Annotated in this window: 7 protein-coding genes; 4 read left to right on the forward strand and 3 right to left on the reverse strand. The window is 53.1% G+C overall.

All coding sequences use genetic code 11. The annotated features are described in order from the left end of the window. Nucleotides 1-88: 88 nt before the first annotated feature. Nucleotides 89-2,374 carry a selenide, water dikinase SelD gene (selD, locus tag Q5Y71_RS02300; protein ID WP_306039727.1) on the reverse strand — a complete coding sequence of 762 codons (2,286 nt, stop codon included), beginning with the start codon at nucleotides 2,372-2,374 and terminating at the stop codon, nucleotides 89-91. 259 nt (nucleotides 2,375-2,633) lie between these two features. Here selD and Q5Y71_RS02305 point away from each other — a divergent pair, with 259 nt between their 5' ends. Continuing rightward, nucleotides 2,634-7,820 (forward strand): DUF748 domain-containing protein, encoded by a 5,187-nt coding sequence (locus tag Q5Y71_RS02305; protein WP_306039728.1) that lies wholly within the window; start codon nucleotides 2,634-2,636, stop codon nucleotides 7,818-7,820. Between the two features lie 284 nt (nucleotides 7,821-8,104). Then, on the forward strand, nucleotides 8,105-8,410 hold the full coding sequence (locus Q5Y71_RS02310; protein WP_306039730.1) for a hypothetical protein: 306 nt from the start codon (nucleotides 8,105-8,107) through the stop codon (nucleotides 8,408-8,410). 148 nt (nucleotides 8,411-8,558) lie between these two features. On the opposite strand, the gene fetB is transcribed toward Q5Y71_RS02310, so the two are convergent. Together fetB and Q5Y71_RS02320 are read right to left on the reverse strand one after the other, a co-directional pair. Beyond that, nucleotides 8,559-9,365, reverse strand: a complete 807-nt coding sequence (fetB, locus tag Q5Y71_RS02315) for an iron export ABC transporter permease subunit FetB (RefSeq protein ID WP_306039732.1) — start codon at nucleotides 9,363-9,365, stop codon at nucleotides 8,559-8,561. Further along, nucleotides 9,362-9,982, reverse strand: a complete 621-nt coding sequence (locus Q5Y71_RS02320) for an ATP-binding cassette domain-containing protein (RefSeq protein WP_306039734.1) — start codon at nucleotides 9,980-9,982, stop codon at nucleotides 9,362-9,364. The genes fetB and Q5Y71_RS02320 overlap by 4 nt, the downstream gene beginning before the upstream one ends. A 1,105-nt stretch (nucleotides 9,983-11,087) precedes the next feature. On the opposite strand from Q5Y71_RS02320, the gene Q5Y71_RS02325 reads away from it, so the two are divergent. Both Q5Y71_RS02325 and Q5Y71_RS02330 read left to right on the forward strand, forming a co-directional pair. Then, nucleotides 11,088-12,038 carry an IS5 family transposase gene (locus Q5Y71_RS02325; RefSeq protein WP_371876981.1) on the forward strand — a complete coding sequence of 317 codons (951 nt, stop codon included), beginning with the start codon at nucleotides 11,088-11,090 and terminating at the stop codon, nucleotides 12,036-12,038. A 292-nt stretch (nucleotides 12,039-12,330) separates the two neighbouring features. Beyond that, entirely contained in the window at nucleotides 12,331-16,293 is a 3,963-nt protein-coding gene (locus Q5Y71_RS02330) for a fibronectin type III domain-containing protein (RefSeq protein WP_306039735.1), read from the forward strand. Nucleotides 16,294-16,405: the final 112 nt, after the last annotated feature.

Consider the following 16,405-nt stretch of genomic DNA (forward strand, 5'->3'; position numbering starts at 1 on the left):
GCTGTGAAGACCTCTTCGCTCGCTGCCACTTTACTGTGCCAGCGTTTGTTTTTGCGCCAGTATCTCTCGTATTGATACCAGTGGCAACTCAAACCTGACTTTGTTCCGCCTCGCTGTCTCGCGCGGTTAGCTGGCGCCAATCGCCATCTCTGTACAGGCGCACCCGGGATTGCGCCCGGCTTGAGTGGGAGATTGCACCGATAATCGACGCCTGGGCGCAGCCACTTTGCAGCAGTGCATCGACACAGCTCTCCGCACTGCCCTCGGGTATCGCGGCGAGCAGGCCGCCGCAAGTCTGTGGATCTGTGAGCAACGCCCAGTGGGGCAGGGACTGCCACTCCTGTGGATTTTCCACAAAGGCGTAGGCGCTGGCGTTTTGCGGTTGCAGACTGGAAAGCCAGCCCCGTTCAATACAGAATGCGGCGCCGGGAATCAGCGGCAGGCGCTCGGCGATCAGGGAGGCGCTGAGACCATCTGCACTGAGCATCTCCAGCAGGTGTCCGAGCAGCCCGAAGCCGGTGACATCGGTGAGAGCGTTGGCGCTGTTTTGCGCGAAAATCTCAGCGGCGCTGGCGTTGCTTTGCAGCATGCTGTCCAGGGCTTTTTGCACCCAGCGCCCGTGGGCTTCCCCCATACCTTCGGCGGCGAGAATGGTACCCACACCCAGGGGTTTGCTTAGTATCAGACAGTCCCCGGCGCGGGCGCCGCTTTTTTCCAATAATTGATCGCGCTCGGCGAGACCATTGACGGTGAACCCCAACTGCATTTCCGCCCCCTCGGCAGTATGCCCCCCGGACAGGGCGCAGTTGTGGCGGTTGAGCTCAAAAATGGCACCGGCCAGTAATTGCTGCAAGTCGCGTTGGGTAATTTCTGCCGCCGCAGTGGGCAGGGTGACCAGTGCCTGTGCACTCACCGGGCGGGCGTGCATGGCAAAGAGGTCCGACAGGGCATGTTGGGCTGCAATTCGCCCAAATAGCCACGGATCCGCTACCGGTGCGCGCAGCTGGTCCGAACTCTGTACCAACAGTTGTGTTGCGGGCAAATCCAAAACGGCGGCATCGTCACCCACGCCGCGCAGTAAATAGTCAGATTGTTGCACCGGTAATTTTTCCAGGGCTCGGCGCAAGACTTCGGAACCCACTTTCGCTCCGCAGCCATTGCAGCGCATACCCGACAGTGAAATGCCGGCGCGCTGCGCCAGTAATTCGCGCGGTTGCGCTGCCGGCATTTCCTCTGTGGGCATTGAAAGATCGCTAAAGCGCCGCATAAACGTGCGGTCGATATGGTCTTTCCAGTGCCACAGGAGATTCCCGGCCGCGGCGACACGGTTGCGCACGACGATAGCGCGCTTGCCACCACAAGAGAGCAAGCTGAGGAAACGCTTCTGCGGGCGGAAGACTTTCAATGGTTGCCCGGTGAGGGTGGCGCGTAAGTTGTGGAACAGGATGGGGCCCTGGCGCACAGCGTATACACCGGCTTTTGGCAGCGGTTGTGTGGAGAAGCTGGCCACATCGCCGGCGGCGAAGATCTCCTGGCGCCCCTGGGCACGCAACTTGCGATCGACCAGCACAAATCCCTTTTCATCCAGTGTCAGCCTGGAGTCTGCCAGCCAGGGGGGGGCGCAGGCGTTGGTGGAGAGCAGTACCCGGTCCAGCTCCAGCAATTCCCCGCGGTCGTTGCGCACACCCGGTTCGGTAATTTCTGTTACCGGCCAGTTGCGGTGCAGGTGCACTCCCAGTCTGTTTAACTCGCGCATGGTCAACTTGCGGGCAAGGGCCGGGTAGTCCTGGGGTATGTTGTCCGCGGCGTGGATCAGGTGTATCTCCACCTGCCCGGAGAGCACCTGTTCCCCCAGCGCATGAGCCATGGCCATCGCCAGTTCACAGCCTCCGGCGCCGCCGCCCACTACCCCGAGTTTGAGGGGGACATGGGTTTTCTGCACCTGCTCCTGCAGCTTTTGCCAGAAGCGGAAAAAGTGCCCGATGGGTTTGATGGGCATTGCCAGCTCGGAGCCGGGCAGTTCCCGCGCTGGAGTTGCACCGACATCCAGGGAGAGTAGGTCGTACTCCAGTGGCGGGCGTCCCAGCAAAGAGACTTTACGCGACACAGGGTCAATTTGGTGGGCACATGCCTGCACAAAACGCGCACTGGCAGCGCGACAGAGACGTGCCAGGTCAATATGAGTCTCGTCCAGAGCGTAATGGCCGGCCACCAACCCCGGCAACATGCCGGAGTAGGCAGTTTGGACCTGGGGGGAAACCAGTGTGAGGCGTGCGCCAGGCAGCGGGTTCATCGCCCACATCTGTAGCACAATGGCGTGGGCGTGGCCGCCGCCGACCAGAACGATATCCTGGTAATTCGGGTACTTCTGCATTTTCACTCGCTGACAACTTGATGGCATGGTGCTTGCAATCAACCAATCACCCGCCAGCCAAACTCTTCCGCTGCGCGATGACATTTCTGGATAAATAGTAGACAGCACAGCGCCGAATGCGACCCATAGCGCGACGCAGCACACTATTATCGAGAATCGTAGCGCCAGGGTAAAACAATACACAGGTGCTGGTCTTTACTTTATGGGCTTGGCTCCCGTTGCCGCTTGCGCTGGATTGATTGAGGGGCGCTATTTTTCAATGCCACCAGAGTTCGCCCAAAAAAACACTTTTTTTACCCGTCTTCTGTGGTGGCTGATTGGTGCATTATTGCTGATGGAGGGCCTATCCATCGCCGCCTCGGGTCTTGTGCGGGATAAGACCGGTCAATGGCTTGCCCGGCGGGGCCTGGATTTTCACGCCGATTATGTACGGGTATCCCCACTGAATTTGCGGGTCATCGTGGTGGATGCGCGCGCCTTCAACAGTCGTGGGCAGGGATTTTCTGCGCGCGAAGTGATGCTGGATTACAGTTGGTGGCAGCTGCTGCGAGGGCGCGTGCAACTGGCGCGCGCTTCGGTCAGCGGTGCTTACCTGGATCTGCAATCCACCCAGGGTGCATCGGAGCGGGTCTGGGAGGTGGGGGGCTGGAATCTGGGCCGGGGCAACCCCAGGGATCGCGATTTCCACCTGGCTATCGGCCGGGCAAAGGTACAAGACAGCAAAATCTGTTATCGGCATCGCCCCGCATGGACGGCACCCACCTGTGCCCAAATTGGCAATATGCACGCACGGAATTTTCGCTTGGCGTTGTGGCGCAAAGGCGCGGCGCCTCTCAAAGTGACGATTACCGCTGAGGAAATCCAACTGCACGAGTTGCTGGCAAAAATAAAAGGGGCACCCGAATACAATACCACTCTGGCACACCTGTCTTTGGATGAGGGAAATTTCCGCTGGCCCAGCCTGCGCACAGAAGCCGAATCCCTCAGCGTGGCACTTTTCGCCAGCTGCCCGCCACAACAATGGGCCGATGCCCTGAGGGGGTTACAGAGACTGATTGGGCACTGTGCGGCTGCGCGCCATCTATCCGCCGAGGGCGACCTGAAGTTCGGGTTTGGCCTGACAGGCCTTGCCCGCTGGCACCGTGCGCGCGGAGAAGGCGTGGTGCTGCGGCGCAGTGATCAGCGGTGGCAGGACTGGGGAGCCGGGACTATCGCCATGAATGCATTCGATTATGATCGTTCGATCAAGCGTCTGCACTGGCGCCAGGCAGGTGCTACCGACTTCGACTGGTGCCCCCGGCATTTGCGCAACACCAATCATCATTATTGTTTTCGCGCCAAGACCCTGCAATTGCCCGAGACCACCACGTTTGACTGGCGCCACCGTCTCAAGATAACCACCGGGCCCAGCCGTGTGCAGCAGATGCACTATCTGGACATGGTTCGACCACGCAATAACCCGTTAACGGTACAACAGGCCGTTTTCGGTCCGCTCGAATTCGATATTGTCAGCCGCATTCTTGCGGTAGCCAGCCTGCAGGTCGACGGCGCCAACGGCTGCGTTTCCGGTGCACTGTGGCGAAGGCCGGATCACTGCGTGCGCCTGGGTGGTCTGCTCGGTGATGAAAGGGTGGCAGTGCGGTTTGGTTCGACGGCAAAAAATGTGCCTTGGGGGTTTGCCAGCGGACCGCTCAGCCTGGCGCACTTGAGACTGGAAGGGCTGGGGGAGGAGCGGTTACAGCTGCAAAAACTGAAATGGCGCAGTTTTGATACCCTGGCTGATGGTACCCCCTTCTCCATTTCGGATTTTACCCTGCAGTCCCTCTCCGGCTGCCTTTCGCGGGGTCTATTGCCAGGAGGGTGGCAACCCCTGTGCGCGGAGCTGAATAACCTGGGCGGGCGCGGCAATTTTGCCTGGCAACCCGGAGCGGATAGCTATGCCATTTTCGGTCAATTACAGTTACAGCGATTGATGCTGAGTGACTCGGTGAAGGGCAACAACGGGCTTTTACTGCAGAAGCTCGCTATTGGCGAAGGATATTACCGGCGCACCGCAGTACAGAGCCCCTGGGCGGGTGCGGGCCAGGGGCCGACGGCAGGCCAGATGGATTTCGGAAAGGAAAAAGGCCGTTTGGATGCCCAGGCCGAAGGCTTGGATCAAGAGAGCGAAGAGACAGTCCCGGCTTCTGTCGATGCGCCCAACTTCCGGTTGCAAAAACATTTTCTGCAGCGGCTGGATGGCTGCCTGCCGGGCAGCTGGGTGCGGCTGATTTACCGGGCATCGCCGGCGCCCGGGCGCATGCCGGTCTGTTTTGACCTGCGCGAGTTGCGCCAGGAGCACCCGCTGCTGGTCGCCTGGCAGGACGGGCTGGATATCGCTGTTGCGGGGTTGTCTGTCGAGCGTGCCCTGGCAAGCACAGCGCAGGGTGAGTCTCTGTTGCGCCTGTCCAGCCTGGCGCTGCCCAGCGCCAGAATACGCCATACCACATCTCCTTTCGGCAGCAGTTATATTGCCCTGCCGAATTTCTCCCTGGATGGCCTGGACGCCTGCCTGCCGGTTACTCAAGAGGTGTTGCGCCTGAATATCCACTGCGTCGTGTTACAACAGTTGCAACTGGGGGAAAAGTTCCATGTGCAGGTGGGGCCTGCGCAGGCGTCCGCGAATCTGGATGGCTCCCAACTGGCACAGCTGCAGCTATTGGGACCGGGTGATAGACCAAACTTGGAGATCCAGCAGCTCTCGATACCGGTACTGGCTTTGAACTGGTCCCGCAACGGAAACAAAGTCTCCAGCGTTACAATGGAAAAGTGGTCGATAGAATCCTTTTTTGCCTGCCTACCCCACAGGGCCCGCTATCCGAACTGGCTGCCGCGCTGTGTGTTGAGCCGGAATCTGAATGCCATTGGTACCAGCGGTGTCTCTGTGGGTGAAACAGAGTTAAAAACTGCGCCCCAGGCACAGCCGCTCTGGCAATTTGAAACACTGGCCATAGAGCGGATTGCGTTTTCCCCCGATACCCTCGATCTCTACAACCTGCAGATTGACAATATACTTTTTTGCGGCCTTGAAACTCTGCTGCGCCAGAGAGCAGGCGGGGTACCGGTCGCGGACTGCGTGGAAACACCCCAACTGGAATTTCGTGGAGACCCGATACGAATCGGACTCAAGCCGGGTGTGGCTCGCGTGTCTCTGGGGCCAGTGAAAAGCCGACCAATCGCTTTCTGGCAGAAAGAGGGTGACTACTTGCAGGCGGGCTTGCAGCAACTGGGTTGGCAGCGCTTTATCTGGAAAAGAGGTGTTCACTTCTCTGTGACGGGTCTGCGGATATTCAATACTCGTGTATGCACACCGGAATCCGGTAAAACAGTCAGCATCGAACTGCTTGAGCGGGCTGGGCCGGGAGATATCCAGCGCTGTTATGGACTCGATGAACTGGCTATTCCCAGTGCGCAAACCATTTCCCTGAGCAAACCATTTGCGATTGACGGTTCACTGGAGCTGGTTGGTCTTTCCCTGGCACAGAGGGGCAGAGAGCCACTGCGGATAGCCCGTGTTCAATTGGAGAACCCCTCTGTGGGAGGGGAGTTTTTATTTCAGGCAGGTGCTGTCAGCGGTTGCCTGCCAGCCGGATTGTTTCGAGACTCCCCCCTCGCTCCCTGCTATCGGGCGGGTCCACTCAGCCTGGGTGGGGTTGAGCGGTTGGACTTGCCAGAAGGGAGGGGGGCCATATTCTCGGATATTCGCGCCGATGGTGTACGTCTGAGTGCGGCGGATTTTCCGAGGGATTTACCGGCAAAACTGTTACAGGTGGAAAAACTGTTGCTCGGAAAGCTGCGCTTTGTTTCTGGTCAGATTATCGCTCAGCAGTTGCATATGCGACAAATATCCAGTTGCATACCCTACAGTTATTTTAAAACGGGAAATCACTGTATCACCCTGGGGACGCTGGCACTGGAAGGACAGTTTGCGGCTGAGGATGGACTGGCGATTACTGTGCTGAATATTCACGGGATTGAATTGTTTTCCCGCAAGGGCAGGCTTTTGGCGGAAGGGGAGAGTCTCCACCTGTCCCGGTTTCTTGCCAATAGGAGAGAGTGGCGTTTTGAATGGCTCGAGGCAGTCCATTTCCATTTTTTCCCGAGAGAGGAAACCACTCCGGACTATGATCGCCACAGCTGGACCGGCGATTTCAGATTTTTGCAGATTGAGGCCCTGCAGTTTGATCGTCTGCGCGGACTGCTGAATATAGCTTCTGTCGATTTTTTTCGTCCGCGACTGATCCTCCTGCGCAACCGTTACGGCGCATTCCCCCTCGTACAGCAGATCTCCGAACTTCGAGGGCTCGACGGGGGGGATAAAATCCATCTCAGGAATCAAATCACACCCTCTTTTCTCTATCATATTCATGATGTCTACCTGCGCCACGGCACCTTTACCTGGATTGATCACAGGGATGAATTCCGGGCCCGTTTACCGGTTCGGGATATCAATCTGAATGTCAGTGATATAAGCAATCTCGGTGAGCACCCACCCTCAATAATAGTGGCAAATGGCAGGCCTGGCGGATTTGGGGAAATACAACTGAGCGGTACCGTCGACTACCTGGGTGGGCGCAGATGGGATGCCCAGCTGACAAGCTACCTCGACAATGTCAATCTGATACCGGCCACGCCCTATATGGCCAGGCTGCTTGGGTACAAGATATTGCAGGGCCAAATGGATGCGGTGATGGATATCCGGATTCGCGACAACCAGATAAATGCGCTTGCAGAAATAAAACTGGAGAAAATCAAAATCCGGCGTGTACGCGATGATGACCAGTTGCCGGTCAAATCCAGGTTTATTCCCCTGAATGTGGCCCTGTGGCTTTTAAAGGATGGCCAGGGGAATGTGAAATTTAGTATGCCGGTAACTGGAAATATCCACCATCCGAAATTTTCATTGAGCTATGTCTTCAGTGACGTGCTGCAAAAGGCTATTATGGACGCCTTGTTCAGTTATTTTACACCTTACGGGATTTACCTTCTGGCCAAGCTGGCCTGGGGCCGCTTTCGCGCCAAGTCCTTCGATTCCATAGAGTTCGCCCCCGGCAGTGCGCACTTGAGTAATGTGGCTCTCGCGCAGTTGCAGCAGATGGTGGTCAAATTGCATAAGCACCCGGAGGCACGCCCGGGGATTTGTGGCATCGCCAATGCCAGGGACTGGAATGCCCTTTATCCGAACTCTACACTGGGACTGAATGGCAATCGCAGGAGGCTTGCTGATTTCTATCGGCACCCGCCGATCATGTTGCGGGAGGAGTTTGAGCGCTTGGCACAGGAGCGAAGCCGCCGGGTGGAGCGATACCTGATTGAGGCGGGTATACCCGCAGCGGAGTTGATTCCCTGTGCACCGGATTATATGGGCCGGGATTTTGGGGACCCCAGGGTGGAGTTTTCAAACTAGTTGGTGGTGATTTCAGTCTATTGGAAACTTGGATTGGTTAGGAGCCGCCACAGAGCTGTTTGATCGCTTTTGTCAGGTATGGGAAGCTGTCGTGCAAGTGTGTGGTCACTTACCTGAAAGGCAGTTTTCAAGCTGGGCCTCTTTGTCCCTCCTGAGGGTTGCTATACAATTTGCGAGGGTACTGACTTGAGGGTGAGGCGGCCAGGTTTCGTGAGTACTGTCAGTTGTGCCCGCAGTGATTGATACCGGAAGACTCAGGGGGTAAATAGGGGTGTCTGCAGATCGTGACTGAAACTGAAATTGTCGAAATTTTTCTGGCCCATCAGTGGTGGTCCATTACCGCACTGGTGGTATGCGTAATTGGTGTCACTTTGTGTTGGTTTGGCGGGCTGATGGCAGCGCTGACGGCCCTGGGCAATCGGCGCTGGGTTTGGGGGATAGCAACAATTTTTCTCGGACCGATTACCGGTATCCCCTATGCGCTGAAATACCAGGAGGCGGAGTACGCCCGTTCGCTGATGCTGCGGGGCGTTTGGGTGTTTCTGGTGGGCCTGGTGATCGCGGCGGTTATTTTGATGCTCGGCCGCTAAATTCCCCTGTGTGCGACGGTTTCAGGCTGGCTCGCTTCCAAAATGGCACCTTGCCTATTTCGTCTATATAGGGGCATGCGCCTCTTGTCTTGCGCTGCCCGGTCACAGCCCCGCTTAAAATAGCACTCATCCCGGGGCCAATCTGAATTCAGCGATGGCGGCTTTCCACCAGGCGATGCACACACAGTCGCTCGCGTGTATCGAAGAGGCGTCTCGTGCACAGGGCGACGGCAGCAAATGTACCAAAACCGGTGCCTGCGGCAATGGTGAACAGAATCAGTATCTGGTATTTCACTGCGATGGTGGGGGAGGTGCCCGCCAGTATTTGCCCCGTCATCATGCCCGGCAGAAAAACTATACCCGCAGCGGCCATGGAATTGATCGTTGGCATCATGCCCGCCCGCATGGCGTCGCGGCGGAATTCAATGCAGGCCCTGCGCCAGGTCTCCCCCAGCATCAGGCGATTCTCGATAATTTCCCGCGAGCGCCACACGCTCTCTGTGAGGCGGTCTAGCCCGAGCGCGATGCCTGTCATGGTATTGCCGAGCAACAAGCCGAGCAGGGGAATAGAGTACTGGGGCTGGTACCAGGGTTGTGGCCCGATCAACACCACCAGGCTCAGTATGGTGACACTAAAGGCGGAGATCAGCATAGACAGCGTGCCGATGGCAAAACTCCAGCCGCCAGCCAGGCGATACTTCTGTCGTGACACCACCTGCTGGCCGGCAAACAGTAACATCGCCATACCCAGCAGGCTCACCCACAACAGGTTGCCCAGGGCGAACAGGGCTTCCAAAACCACACCCACCAGTGCCAGCTGTATTGCCGTGCGTGCCGCCGCGATCAAAAGCGGCCTGCCGAGCTGCAACCGGGCCATGTGGGTACAGGCTGCCAGAGCCACTACCAGCGCTGCTGCCAGAGCCAGTTGCCACCAGGCCAGGTCGATTACATTCACAAAGGTATCTCCTGTTCTTTCAGGCGTGAGTCCTCAATAGCAAAATACCGGTTCGCCACCCGGCGGATCTGTGCCGGGCTGTGGGCCACCCAGATCACCGGGTACTGTTTTTCCCGAATCACCTCCAGCAAAAAGGCCTCGGTTTTCAAGGTGGAGTTTTCATCAAGATTGGCCGTGGGTTCATCCAGCAGCAGGGCCCGCGGCTCGTAGGAGAGAGCCCGCACCAGTGCCAGACGCTGTTTTTCCCCGGTGGAGAGTGTTGCCATCTGCCAACCGTCTGCCTCTTCGGGAAAGCCCAGCGCAAGAAGTGCCTGGGGCATGGGTTTGGCCAGGTGTGCACCGGCTGTCTCATACCACCAGGCGCTTTGCGCCGGTACCAGCATAACCTGCCTGCGCCAGCAGTGGCCCGGCATTGAATCCTGTTTCCTGTTGTCAAGACTGGCACTGCCACTGTGCGGCTCCAAATCGGCGATGGCGCGCAGTAAACGGCTTTTGCCGGAGCCCGAGGGACCCGACAGGCACAGGACTTCCCCCGCTTTGACGGTAAGATCTACCTTGTCAAGATTATCGATACCAAGATTGGTTGTGGTCAGTGAAAGCATGCTTTTAATGGCCATAAATCGTTTTCAACCAATCACTGTAGTTGAGTGTTGTAACTCGTGTTTGTGAAACCCGCTACCTCAGTGGGCCCTGGGAAATCTGTTGCGTCTGAAAAACCTGAGAAGATTATACGGGGTTTACTCCATTTAATGAGATTGCGCAGATTATGGCCGGCAACAGTATCTCCCTACTTTGCCCTACTCCTGGGGCGGTATCTGTTTCTGGGTGAAGCAACCCATCGTATGGCACAAGTACTTTTGAACAGATAAAAAATATCCCCGAGGTCTAGATACTTGATTTGAGGTTTTATTTCTTAAATGGATCTTTATGAGGTGCTGAACTGTGATGACAGAATCGTAGTTGTTCATCATGGGTTATGACACTTTGGGATGCAGTGCATTATTGATTTAGCTATTTCGCAATAGTTATCAGGTATGTTGCAAGAATACATGAATCATGATGCACCTGTAGTGCTTAAATCGAGCTTTACATAAAATGATGCTGGAAGATTTTTGATGGTGGCGTGATATTGATTAAAAAAGGGGCTCATGATATAACGGTTAAATATAAAGGCAGTGGTTTTGTGAAAGGGTTGTTGCTAAAAATTAATCGAATAAAATATTTTTGAGTAGAGCATAGAAAAGGATAGGTATTGGTACGTTGTTTTTAGATTCTTGTACCATTTTGTAAGTCCTGGGTTGGTACCAAATGAAGATCGCAGTTTCATAGTTTTTGACACCCTTAGGTTGTTTATAAAGTTGAGGTGTTGAATTGAAGATCGTTCTTCATTACGAGTGCGTTTCCCCTTGGAGAGTTTTAGAGGCAACTTGCTTTGTGGCTGTGGATCGAAAATGAAAATAATTTATGATTCGGTAAAGAAAATTCAAAGTTGTACAATCGATTCAATTAGCCTGTTGAGGTGCTGCGAACCTTTAAATTAGCAGTCTGACATTGAGCTGGCATATTTGTCAGAGAATTTGGCGGTAAGTAAACTCTGATCTCTCGAGAAATTGCTTTAATTGAAGTGTAAAAATTGAAAGGAAAATAACCATAGCTAGGGAATCTCTGATTAAGTCCCACGATTCAGGTAAGATTGTCGAAATTTAATTTTGTGCTAATCCCATGTCCCAACTGACCTTTGCCGAAGCTGAATACAGTAACAAGAAGCGCCAGACGCGCCGAGAGAAGTTTCTTTTGAAAATGGATGAGCTAATTCCGTGGAAGAAGCTTGAGAAACGTATTCGCCCGGTTTACCCGACAGTCGGGAATGGGCGCCGCCCATACCCACTGTCAGTGATGCTGCGCGTTCACTGTATGCAATTGTTTTACAATCTTAGTGACCCTGCCATGGAGGATGCGCTGTATGAGATTGAATCTATGCGACGCTTTGCGGGCTTACGTCTGTCGGATAATCTGCCTGATGAAACGACTATTTTAAAATTTCGCCATTTGTTAGAGACACATAATCTCGGGAAGAAACTATTCCAGGAGATCAATAATCACCTCGCTGTCCATGGATTGGCCCTACGCGAGGGCACCATTGTTGACGCAACCATTATTTCGGCCCCCAGCTCTACAAAGAACCGTGATGGAAAGCGCGATCCTGAAATGCACCAGACCAAAAAAGGTAATGAGTGGCAGTTTGGAATGAAGATGCATATTGGCGTGGACGATGGACTGGGCCTGATCCATAGCATTGAAACCACTGGCGCGAACGAACACGATATTACGCGAGCCGAAAAGCTATTGCATGGTGATGAGCAGAGAGTCTGGGGGGATGCCGGTTATCTCGGTATAGAGAAGCGGTCAGAGCATGAAGGCAGAGATGTCGATTGGCACATTGCGATGCGCCCAGGCCGGAGGCGCAAGCTCGCAAAGAATAGCGACGAAGCCAAGACGGAGAAAATAAAGGCCCAAGTTCGCGCTAAAGTTGAACACCCGTTTCTCACGATCAAACGCATATTTGGATACAGCAAAGTTCGATATCGCGGCCTTGCGAAAAATACGGAGCGCCTGTATCTCTTGGCAGGCTTTACAAATCTGTTAAAGAGCAAAGGTTCACTCCTCGCGTAGGCGAGGTGCGCCTGCAATCCGCCAGCGGGCGGATCGCAGGCAAAACAGGGCGTTAAAACGAGCCCATTTTTGCATGAAATCCGGAGATTATGGGAGAAATCTGAATTTCCAGAAGGTTTCTGGGCTTAATCAGAGCTTCCCTAGGGAAAATTTGAAATTAATTTAATAAAAAAATAACGATCAAAATACGTACCCTGCGTATCTTGATCCGGAAATCAACACAATTGGACAGGTTTCTCCATTGAGGTGTGTCAGTCTGAAATGTTACACATAAATTGTAAGGAAAATAACAATGAACAGAGTGTTGCGTTTGAGGTATGGAATAGTGACAGTATGGTTGGCAGCTTTGCTGGGTTTTTCAGGAAGTGCTATGGCTTTTCCTGATATAGATACTTGCAGGCAGCTTGAACTCTGTAATCAAAGTTTCGATCTTGGTGGAATTGGTGGTGTGCCGGCCGCGCCATTCGTTGGTACTTACATCAGTAATATTGCCTCAAATCGTACAGTAAATTTCGAGTGGCAGTATCATTGGTTTAGCCTACATGATTCTGATAATGCCCTTAGAGTTGTGCAGGTGTCGGGCGAATATGCCGGCATTGTAGCTTATTCTTCAATTTATGATACACCAGAGGAAATCATTATCCTTGGAGAGGAGGAGCACTACTATGACACTGAGGAGGGTGCGCATAGTATTGAGTTAACCCGAGACGGTACCTTTTCTTTTTGTATAGTAGCGCTTAACTATTTGTACACTGAACGGTCTGCACTATGTCAGCCAGTCACCGTCACATCTCCGCCAATATCCTTAAATTATCCGGACTTTGATGCCGATGGCACCTATACGGTTAGCTGGCCCGCTAGCAATAGCGCTAATCGATATGAACTGCAACGTAGATTCAATGGTGGTAACTGGACAGCTTCCTACGCAGGAAGTGGCAATGAAATTAATGAAAACGATCTGCCCCATGGCCAGTATCAGTACCGGATAAGAGCTTGCACCTCTGATATGTGCAGTACCTATACAGAGGGGCCGGTTGTGACTGTTCCTCTGGCTCCTTCACCCCCTGCCTCAATCAACATTCCGGACAGTGTTCCTGGCAATAGCGTCACTATCAGCTGGGCAGCGAGTCCCGGAGCGGCCGGTTATGAGCTGCAGCAACAGCGAAACGGTGATGTCTGGCAGGATGTCTACACCGGTCCTGCCACCAGTGTCAGAGTTTCGGGCTTGGTGCTTGAAAGCAGTTATCGATTTCGGGTACGTGCCTGTAATCGCAGCTGCTCCACCTATACAGAAGGTGGGCCGCTGGTTCTGGACCCCACAGTAGCGATCCGCAAACAGCTCTACTACAACGATGCCGATCCGGTGGCGGTAAACCAGGAAAACCCGGTTCAGGGTATTTTTTCCAGGGACCTGGCTGCCTTCCGGTACCTGGATCTTTCCTATGTACTGGACCCCAGTACGGGTCAGGTTATTTACCGTGTCGGCAATACTAATGAGGACCAGGATTTCTCGGTACTGTATGGCCCTGCGGAGCGAAATCGAGCCGGGGAAGCGTTGAACTTTGCTAAAACACTGCTTACCGAAAGTATCAGTACAACGCTACGTGACAAAGTCGAGACTCTGTTACTCAATATTTACTATGACCGGGCTGTGGCCGAATTGATATCGGCCAACCAGCAACTGGATCTGGCACGTAAACTACGGCTTAACGATGGTGATATTAGCGCAGAAATTGCTGCGTATCAGCAGGCAATGGATATATTGGAAGCGGGCTTTGATGCGTATTCGCAAGTGTTGTCCGATCACCCGGGCATTCTTGCCGCAAGGAGCGCATCAAGAGGACAGAATAGCCCCCGATATGTGAGTCAGAACGGCGAGAGTGCCAATGTCTCTGAGAGCAGTGATTTATTCACCGGTTATAAAGACGTCCGTGTATTGTATGATTTGATGAATGAATGGGGCGAAGTGCTGTATAACACTAGCCGTTTGATTGTCAGCTCAGGCGAGACGGATTCTGTAGTCATAGAGCAGCTGCGAAACGATGCTGAACAATTGCGTAATAAACTGATCGCAAGTGACACCAGCATTCGCGGAGTGTTTCCAGGGATAGAACTGGATACCCTGCCGGGATTTACCGGTGTTCCTGAGGCAATAGTACAATTTGACGGCACCTTGAGTCAGTTGGCCAATATCGATACCTGGTTGAGCGGAGAAACCAACTTATTGGGGCTTCCGGATAATGCCGTATTAATTATGTTTGACCAGAATTCAAACGGCGACAGTTTCGATTCCATTATTAGGAATCACAACCCCACCACCGGTTCCCTGGCATACGCAATACAGAACCTGAATGCCGCAAAGGGGAGCTACGACTCATTCCGGAGAACAAAGCAAAGTTTCCAAACCGATTACCGGGACCGTATGCTTGCGGTGAATGATGCGCTCAAAGGCTTAATTGGCTGGGAGTATCAGGAAGACTGCGATGGCACACCCTGTGTTGTACGTTCGGATACGGCGGTTCTGGGTAGCACAATTGCTCTTCAGAGTAAAAATATAGAAACTGCTCAAATAGAGCTGGAAAGAAATGAGCAGCGCCTAAGCAATTTGCTCGATGATATTGAAATCGAAATCGATCGCTTTGGCCAGGCGAATGGCCTGGAGAATGCCATCGAGGACGTGATAATCGAGTATGGGCAGCAACAGGTTCAGATTACGAATCAAATTACCAAAATCCGGGAACGGGCTGAAAGAGCGAGACGAAAAGGTTCGATTTTAGGTGCTGTGGTGAGAGTGGCGGCTGCGCTTGCTACCTATGGTGCCTCCGAAGTCTCTGTGCGAATCGCACAGGCAAAGGCAGCCTCAGAAGCCTCCTCTGGAGCCCAGAGTATCCAGAATCACAATATCAATATCCGACAGATAAGAAAGGAAGGAGAATTACAGGCGTTAAGCCAACAATTGGCGTATGAAGAGCGAGCACAAATCCAGGCGCTGAGAGCCGAAATTAATGAAGTGAACTTCAAAGCTCGTATCCGTTCCATGTGGTTGCAGGCAAATATTCTCAACCTGGATATCGCTCTGGCTGAAGCGAATGTTGAGGTGGAAGTGGAGCGGCTGGTTGGACTGATGAACCAAGTAAACCGCCTGTTGACTCGCGCCGCGGATCTACAGTCCGGGTTAATCGATAACTACTTCGCCGATCCCATACACTTAAAGCGTGTGAACAAGGATTTGGAGAGAGCAGAGTTTGCATTTGAGCGTGCCCAGGAATGGATGTTCTATGCCGTCCAGGCGTTGGAGTATAAGTGGCAGGAGCCTTTTTCCAGTGATTCCGGAATGGTAAAAGACAGTGTGTTTGCATTGCGAAATGCCGACGCGTTGGAACATTTCTATTATGAAATGCAAAACTTCGATAATGCTCGTCAAGTTCGCCCATTCCAAGAAAGTACCGATAGTATTTCACTGAAAGAGGATATACTTGGCTATTACGATACGATTCGGGGAGAGCCCCAGCAGTATCCGCATCCCAATCCCGCAATTGGCGCCTCAGAAATGCTCTCTGCAGGCGATGCCTTTGAAGCCTATTTGCGCTACCACCTGTTGGATTTTGGTAATGAACAGTGGATAGCGTTTAACTTTGATACCTTAAAGCCTATTGCGGGAATCAATTTCTTTAAGGGGCCTCGTATTTTGGAGCGCAATGGGGAACTGTGTATTTACAATGGCGGTGATTACAATGACAAAATAATCGATATTGGTGTCAATGTTCTAAGTCAGTTTGGTGCGTTTGAAGACAGGACCAGTATTGAATTGACTTACGGGGGCAGTAGTTATTTCCGTGCTCGCCTTGAGGAAAATGTACCGGATATATTGGACCGGATTGACCGTTACAATGTACTGAGCGCACGCTTCTGGGATGTATCAGGCGCCAATACACTTAACTATAAAGATAGCTACACAGTGTCTTTCAATGCGGCAATAAGAGGTGAGCCGACTGGACTGGTGTACCCGACTTCCGCATTTAAAGAGCGCAGTGTGGCAACTTCGAAATGGCATCTGGCGATATTTTCAGCGGATCAATTTGGTGATTTGTTCAATATAGGTGATGTCGATGATATTGAAATTGTTGTAAGGCATAAATACATATCGCGCAATATCCAAACCTGTAATGCCGGGTTTAGTGCCAGTAAGATACCGCAAGAGCTGATGTTCTTTGAAGAACGGCTTGAGCAGGATGCCCGTATTGCAGAACAATAATTGTGATTAACCCCTTGATTATTACTTAACAGTGGCCCCTGCCAGGCAGGGGCAGTTTTTTGCCTATTTGTTGTATCTTGAATAGATCATGGTTGTAATTCGAGGGTTACAT

This window comes from Microbulbifer sp. 2205BS26-8, assembly GCF_030731025.1.
GTDB classification, from domain to species: Bacteria; Pseudomonadota; Gammaproteobacteria; order Pseudomonadales; family Cellvibrionaceae; genus Microbulbifer; species Microbulbifer spongiae.

Coding starts and splice junctions, on each gene's coding strand:
- selD (WP_306039727.1), bottom strand. CDS start 2,374: ATGCAGAAGTACCCGAATTACCAGGATATCGTTCTGGTCGGCGGCGGC.
- Q5Y71_RS02305 (WP_306039728.1), top strand. CDS start 2,634: ATGCCACCAGAGTTCGCCCAAAAAAACACTTTTTTTACCCGTCTTCTG.
- Q5Y71_RS02320 (WP_306039734.1), bottom strand. CDS start 9,982: ATGGCCATTAAAAGCATGCTTTCACTGACCACAACCAATCTTGGTATC.
- Q5Y71_RS02325 (WP_371876981.1), top strand. CDS start 11,088: ATGTCCCAACTGACCTTTGCCGAAGCTGAATACAGTAACAAGAAGCGC.
- Q5Y71_RS02330 (WP_306039735.1), top strand. CDS start 12,331: ATGAACAGAGTGTTGCGTTTGAGGTATGGAATAGTGACAGTATGGTTG.